This window comes from Mitsuaria sp. TWR114 (assembly GCF_007997345.1).
Genome location: NZ_VOSR01000782.1, coordinates 1 through 3,191, shown reverse-complemented (window position 1 = coordinate 3,191; position 3,191 = coordinate 1). Strand labels below are relative to the sequence as shown.

Sequence of the window (3,191 nt, the reverse complement as noted above, 5' to 3'; positions counted from 1 at the left end):
GGCCAGCCGCACGCCCAGCCGCGCCTCCAGCTTCTTCAGCATCGCGCTGGCCGCCGCCGGCGTGATGCCCATCTCGCGCGACGCCGCCGTCAGGCTGCCGCCCCGCGCGCACTCGATCAGCAGGCGCAGCTCGGCGGTGTTCTCGATGTCCATGAGCCGTCCTCCTCGGGGAATCTTCAATCCAGGCTTGAAACTGATAGCCATTCAGCAGACTTCATTGATTCTGCCCAAGCGCGCACCATCCGTCCCCTGCGGATCGTCATCCCCTCTTCCTGTCTCCCAATCCTTAAAAGGAGTCGTCTCATGAAAGCCGTCGGCTACTTCCAGTCATTGCCCATTACCGCGTCCGAGTCGCTGCTCGACCTGGACCTGCCCCTGCCCGCCCCCGGACCGAAGGACCTGCTGGTCGAGGTCGCCGCGGTCGCCGTCAATCCGGTGGACACCAAGATCCGGGTGCGCCGCGCCAGCGCCGACGGCACGACGCCGGTGATCCTGGGCTGGGACGCGGTCGGCACGGTGCGCGCGATCGGGCCCGAGGTCAGCGGCTTCGCCGTCGGCGACCGGGTCTGGTACGCCGGCGACATCACCCGCCCCGGCAGCAATGCGCAGTTCCAGTGCGTCGACCACCGCATCGCGGCCCGCGCGCCCACGACGGTGAGCGACGCCGAGGCGGCCGCGCTGCCGCTGACCGCGATCACCGCCTGGGAACTGCTGTTCGACCGCCTGCAGGTGCAGCAGCAGGCGGACCGTCCGGTCAGCCTGCTGGTCACCGGCGCGGCGGGGGGCGTCGGCTCCATCCTGGTCCAGCTGGCACGACGCCAGACCCACCTGACCGTCATCGGCACCAGCTCCGAGCCGGAGGGCGAAGGCGGCCGCTGGCTGCGCTCACTGGGCGCGCATCACGTGATCAACCACCGCGAGCCGATCGCGCCGCAAATCGCCGCCCTGCAGCGCGACGGCGCGCCGCCGCTGCGCTACGTCACCAGCCTGACCCACACGCCGCAGCACTTCCCAGGCCTGGTCGAGGCCCTCGAACCGCAGGGCAAGCTGGCGCTGATCGATGACTTCGGTCCGGGCGACATCGACGTGATGGCGCTGAAGGGCAAGTCGCTGTCGCTGCACTGGGAACTGATGTTCACGCGCAGCATGCATGCGACGCACGACATCGCCGCCCAGGGCCGGCTGCTGGCCGAGGTCGCCGCGCTGGTCGACGCGGGGCAACTGCGCACGACGCTGGCCGACGTCGTCGGTCCGATCTCCGCCGAGCACCTCCGGCGCGCCCATGCGCTGCAGGAGAGCCAGCGCCAGCGCGGCAAGCTGGTGCTGCAGGGCTGGCCCGCCTGAACGGGGCCTGAGCGCGGCCTGAACGTCGGGGCCGCGAGGTCCGCGTTGCGCGCATGCCGCACTTCTCGTCACAGTTGTGACGTCTTACCGCCCCGGCCCGCCGGGGCGTTTTCATTGGCGCGCGGCTCGGGAAAACCTCCAGTGCGCGACGGCCTCGCGCAGGCGATACCTGCGGCCTCGGACGCCACGACGCGTCCGGCGAATCAACAACGGCCGACCACGGCCATGCAGAGCGAGGGATCGTCATGAACATCCGCAAGGTCCTGGCCGCCGTCCTGCCGGCGGCCCTTCTGTGCGCCGGCGCTCGGCCACCGCCGCCACCATCGGCGTGATCCTGCCGGGCAGCTACCCGAGCACGGCGCAGGCCGAGGAGCTGCAGCTGGGCATGACGCTCGCGCTCAAGACCTGGCCCGGGGACGCGGCGCCCAAGCTGGTCATCAAGGACAGCGGCTGCGACGCCCGCAAGGCCGATGCGATCTCCCAGGAATTCATCAAGGCCAAGGTGGACCTGGTGCTGGGCAACTGGTGCGAGATCAACGCCGGCGCGACGCGCTGAAGGCGGCCGGCATCCCCTTCATCTCCAGCAATGCCGAGCGGGTCAAGGACCAGGACCTGCAGCTGCAGCTGGGCCGCATCGAGCTCAATGCCGGCGAGAAGATCGCCGCCGACCTGCGCCGCCAGACCGGGCTGCGGATCAGCGCGCGGACCTCGTGCTGGATGGACTTCGACGCGACGCTGTCCGAGCGCGTGGACGCGGTGCTGTGCCCGGTGCTGACGGTCGACCGCGGCCGCTGGGACCAGGTGGCCAACACCTACGGCGCGGCCTTCCGCAAGCCCTTCACCGCCTCGGCCGCGCGCGGCTACGCGGCGATGGAGGTGGCCTTGAACTACCTGCGGCGCGCCAAGGGCATGAAGCCCGCGGCGGCGCTGAAGGAAACCCAGGCTATGGCCACGCTGCTGGGCCCGGTGCCGACGCTGGACGCGCCGGCGCCGACGACGGCGCTGCAGCTGGTCTTCCGCCACGACCTGCCCAAGCTCAATCCGCAGCAGTCGCAGACGCTGGACAAGCTGGTCAAGACCAAGGGCTGCGCCTGCCCCGGCGGCACGCTGCGCAACGGCTGCCCGCGCGATTCCGGTCCGTGGGGCGAGCTGCCCTTCGTCGTGCGCGGTGGCGGCACGCCGCCGGCTTGCACCAAGCCGATCGGATTGCTGGAGCTCTGAGCGCTCCGGCTCAGCGCAGCAGCAGCGCGGCGATCCGCAGCGCGATCTCCACCAGCGTCGGCGGCGAGCCGCCGCTGGATTCGGGCCATCCGGAGCTCGGCCATTCGCGGCTGCCTCCGCGATCGCGGCGGGCGTTCTCCCGGTCGTAACGCTTCTCGTAGTCGCCTCGCCAGAAGTGGCCATGCTTGCCGCCCGCCGGATCGCTGGGCGTGACATAGGAGGCCAGCCGCCGGCGGCGCTCCTGCTCCGCCTCGTCCTCGGCGACGCGCCCGTCGTGCTCGAGCGCATCGAGCAAGGGCCCGAGTTCCTCCAGCGACGGCACCACCACCGCGTGATGGCAATGCCCGCAGCGCGTCTCGCGCGTCGGATCCATCGGCGCGCCGCAGCCGCGGCAGGCCCAGCCGACCGGCTTGCCGCCGCTGGGCATCAGCAGCGGCTCCGAGGGCGAGCGCCGGCGCAGCGCGTTCGTCAGGCGCGGCATGTCGATCATCAGCAGCGGGCTCCGGCACCAGGGGCAGTCCTCGCCCTTGCCGTCGGCCGGACCGCCGCAACTCAGGCAGCACAGCTGGCGCCGCTCCGCCTGCAGCGCGCCGCGCTCGGCGGGCAGCAGCGATGCCGCACGCTGC

At 71.5% G+C, this 3,191-nt stretch carries 5 protein-coding genes; 3 read left to right on the top strand and 2 right to left on the bottom strand.

The window, feature by feature from the left end; translation table 11 throughout:
* Nucleotides 1-153, bottom strand: a 153-nt coding sequence (locus FUT87_RS24135; protein WP_147242636.1) for a LysR family transcriptional regulator, incomplete at its 3' end; no start/stop codon positions are given.
* Between the two features lie 150 nt (nucleotides 154-303).
* Here FUT87_RS24135 and FUT87_RS24130 point away from each other — a divergent pair.
* The 3 genes from FUT87_RS24130 (at nucleotide 304) to FUT87_RS24120 (ending at nucleotide 2,565) form a co-directional block, all read left to right on the top strand.
* Entirely contained in the window at nucleotides 304-1,344 is a 1,041-nt protein-coding gene (locus FUT87_RS24130; RefSeq protein ID WP_091725882.1) for a zinc-binding alcohol dehydrogenase family protein, read from the top strand.
* A 292-nt stretch (nucleotides 1,345-1,636) separates the two neighbouring features.
* Nucleotides 1,637-1,900 (top strand): hypothetical protein, encoded by a 264-nt coding sequence (locus tag FUT87_RS24125; RefSeq protein ID WP_147242635.1) that lies wholly within the window; start codon nucleotides 1,637-1,639, stop codon nucleotides 1,898-1,900.
* Nucleotides 1,870-2,565, top strand: coding sequence for a hypothetical protein (locus tag FUT87_RS24120; RefSeq protein WP_147242634.1), 696 nt, complete (start codon nucleotides 1,870-1,872; stop codon nucleotides 2,563-2,565). Before FUT87_RS24125 ends, FUT87_RS24120 begins: the two co-directional genes overlap by 31 nt.
* A 10-nt stretch (nucleotides 2,566-2,575) precedes the next feature.
* Here FUT87_RS24120 and FUT87_RS29325 read toward each other — a convergent pair.
* A partial coding sequence (locus FUT87_RS29325) for a hypothetical protein (RefSeq protein WP_186830732.1) occupies nucleotides 2,576-3,191 on the bottom strand: 616 nt, incomplete at its 5' end.

Bases quoted from the DNA above. Each gene is read 5' to 3' on its own strand.
- FUT87_RS24130 (WP_091725882.1), top strand. From the start codon at position 304: ATGAAAGCCGTCGGCTACTTCCAGTCATTGCCCATTACCGCGTCCGAG.